Below are 2,352 nucleotides of genomic sequence, written 5' to 3' on the forward strand. Positions count from 1 at the left end.
GTTTTCACAACGTTGCCAGCGGCGACACACTCCACCTGAGGGTATTGGATCGCCAGGGTCTTCGCGACCTCCTCTGTTTTGCGGGAGGTTGCCACGATGATGACCTTGTCCAAGCCCGCCCCGAGGCACTTTTTTACATTCGCCAAGACGTCCGACTTGCCGGTCTCGATCTCCAAGGCCACACGCTCGCCGCTCCGGGTCGCCACAAGGTTAACGGCCTTGCCGCCACCCAGAGGGTACTCCTCCGTCACGTCATACCCACGGGCCCTTAAGTCCTCGGCCAGGCGTTTCTTCCAGTACCTGTGTTCTGGTCCGCCCAACCTGTCTGCGTCCGCTTCATGGATGCCCAGTGCGGCCTTCCCAAGTTCCGTCAGCGACAGTATCTTGATCCTCGAATGTCCAAAAGTAATCGGACAGGAAAGGATAAGACCGCGACGTACAAGCAGTCTTTGGCACCCCGTGCCCCGACGAGGAGAGAGACCTAAAGAATGATAATGACCTGTAATTGTTGACGTTGGATGTTTCCATACGTCTGCCAAAAACCCCTTATCCTGCGTTGTGAGCCTAATTGCGCACCCTTCCCCCTCATCTGATATTTCATCTTTTGCTTCCAGCGGAATCCCCGGAATCTCCCTGTCTTTCGACGGAATCGGCACGGAATCTCCTTCTCGGCTGGAAATCGCCGAGGAATCCCCTGCCTTGCCATCCACGGCCACGTTATCCAACGCGCTCGCAGCGAGATAGCGCTGGCGGATGTGTGCGTCGGTCACGCTTCCCTTTTTCAGCCGCACCAGCGGCAACTTGATCAAGAACGGGAAGAACCATCGGCCCTGGAGTTTGGCGACGGCCCAGCCGACCTCCAGGCGGTTAAGGTAGCCTGCCTGCTCGCTGTCCAGGTGCAGGCAATCCTGGATCATGGCGATGTCGCCGCGATGCTTGAGGTTAAAGGCGAAGGTGGTGTGGGCCGGTTCCCAAAGACCGATCAGGCCAGCCATTACCCAAGAGCGACTGGCCGAAGAGGCGAGCCCATCGCTGGCTGGTGCGTTGGTTCGGTCTGAATGGGAAGCGGTACGGTAAGACGTTCGAGACAAGAAAGGAGGCCGAGCAATTCGTAGCGGGTAAGCAGATCGAAGTCCATAATGGAAAGGGGGATCCGCCCCCGGGTATCACGCTGAAGGAGTACAAGACGGTGCACGCGGAGGTCATGAAGGACCAGTTGGCCAGGAGCACGTTCAACCTTCACCTGAAGGCGATCGATCTCTTGGCCGAGCACGTGGGCTGGGAGCGGCCGCTCCACAGAATCTCGACCCGCGAGGTGGAGCAGTTTCGGGCCGCGCGGTTGGCCACGGGCCATTCCCCTTCGTCGGCCAACCGAGAGGTCCGCACGTTGAAGCGCCTCTTCAACTTGGCCATTGTGAGGGGCTATCTCGCTCCGGGGCAAAATCCATGCCTCGCGCTCCCGAGAATCAAGGTGGGACGCCAGCGCAACGCCTACTGTAGCCCGGCGGAATTCCAGACGATCCTCCGTGCGGCCCCGGACGGTCTGTGGCGCGCGTTCCTGGTCCTGGTCTACAGCACGGGCCTGCGGCTGCGGGAAGCCACCAACCTGACCTGGAAGGACGTCGAGTTCCAGCCGGGCCAAGTTCATGTGACGCGTAAAGCCGGAGGTCCTTGGATCCAACCCTGGCAACCCAAGGACCACGAGATGCGCTCCGTGCCCCTGCCGGAGCAGGCGGTCAGCCTGCTCGCCGCTTGGCAGGCCGTCGCCCCGGAGGGGTGCCCCTATGTTTTTATGGAGCACGGGCGATGGGAGTATTATCGCCGGCAGGTTTCCGAAGGCCGGTGGCGCACGGGCCTGGACCTCGTGAACAACATGCTTCGTCGCTTTAAGACCCTCTGCCGGCGGGCGGGCGTCGGGCCGTACACGATTCATGACCTGAGGCGCTCGTGCATCACGAACTGGGCACGGCGATTGCCGATCCACGTGGTGCAGCAGCTCGCGGGCCACAGCGAGATCCAGACGACCGAGACGTACTACCTCAGCGTGCATGAGGACGATCTGGCCAGGGCGCGAGAGGTCCAGAGCGAGCTCGTCGGGGAGTTGCCGGAAGCCCGTCCGACTGACACAAAACTGACACAACGGGGCCCAAACCGGGGTTTTCCACAAAAGAAAGATCCGGCAGAGAGTCGTAACCCTCTGCCGGATCGTGGCTTGCAGTGGCGTCCCCAAGAGGAGTCGAACCTCTAACCTTTGGCTCCGGAGGCCAACGCTCTATCCATTTGAGCTATGGGGACGCTGCGGAAGAAGATTCTAACCTGCCCGGCGGTGGTGTCAAGGCGTCTTGGCCGTCG

2 protein-coding genes and 1 tRNA gene are annotated in these 2,352 nt (G+C 60.8%); 1 reads left to right on the forward strand and 2 read right to left on the reverse strand.

Translation table 11 applies throughout. The features are described 5' to 3' along the window. A partial coding sequence (locus NTX40_04545) for a hypothetical protein (GenBank protein MCX5648353.1) occupies positions 1-995 on the reverse strand: 995 nt, incomplete at its 3' end. A 194-nt stretch (positions 996-1,189) separates the two neighbouring features. On the opposite strand from NTX40_04545, the gene NTX40_04550 reads away from it, so the two are divergent. Continuing rightward, positions 1,190-2,248 carry a site-specific integrase gene (locus NTX40_04550; protein MCX5648354.1) on the forward strand — a complete coding sequence of 353 codons (1,059 nt, stop codon included), beginning with the start codon at positions 1,190-1,192 and terminating at the stop codon, positions 2,246-2,248. Here the strand turns inward: NTX40_04550 and NTX40_04555 are convergent. Further along, a tRNA-Arg gene (locus NTX40_04555) sits at positions 2,219-2,295 on the reverse strand. The two genes, NTX40_04550 and NTX40_04555, sit on opposite strands and share 30 nt — an antisense overlap. Positions 2,296-2,352 lie beyond the last annotated feature (57 nt).

Source organism: Planctomycetota bacterium, from assembly GCA_026387035.1.
Classification (GTDB): Bacteria; Planctomycetota; Phycisphaerae; order FEN-1346; family FEN-1346; genus JAPLMM01.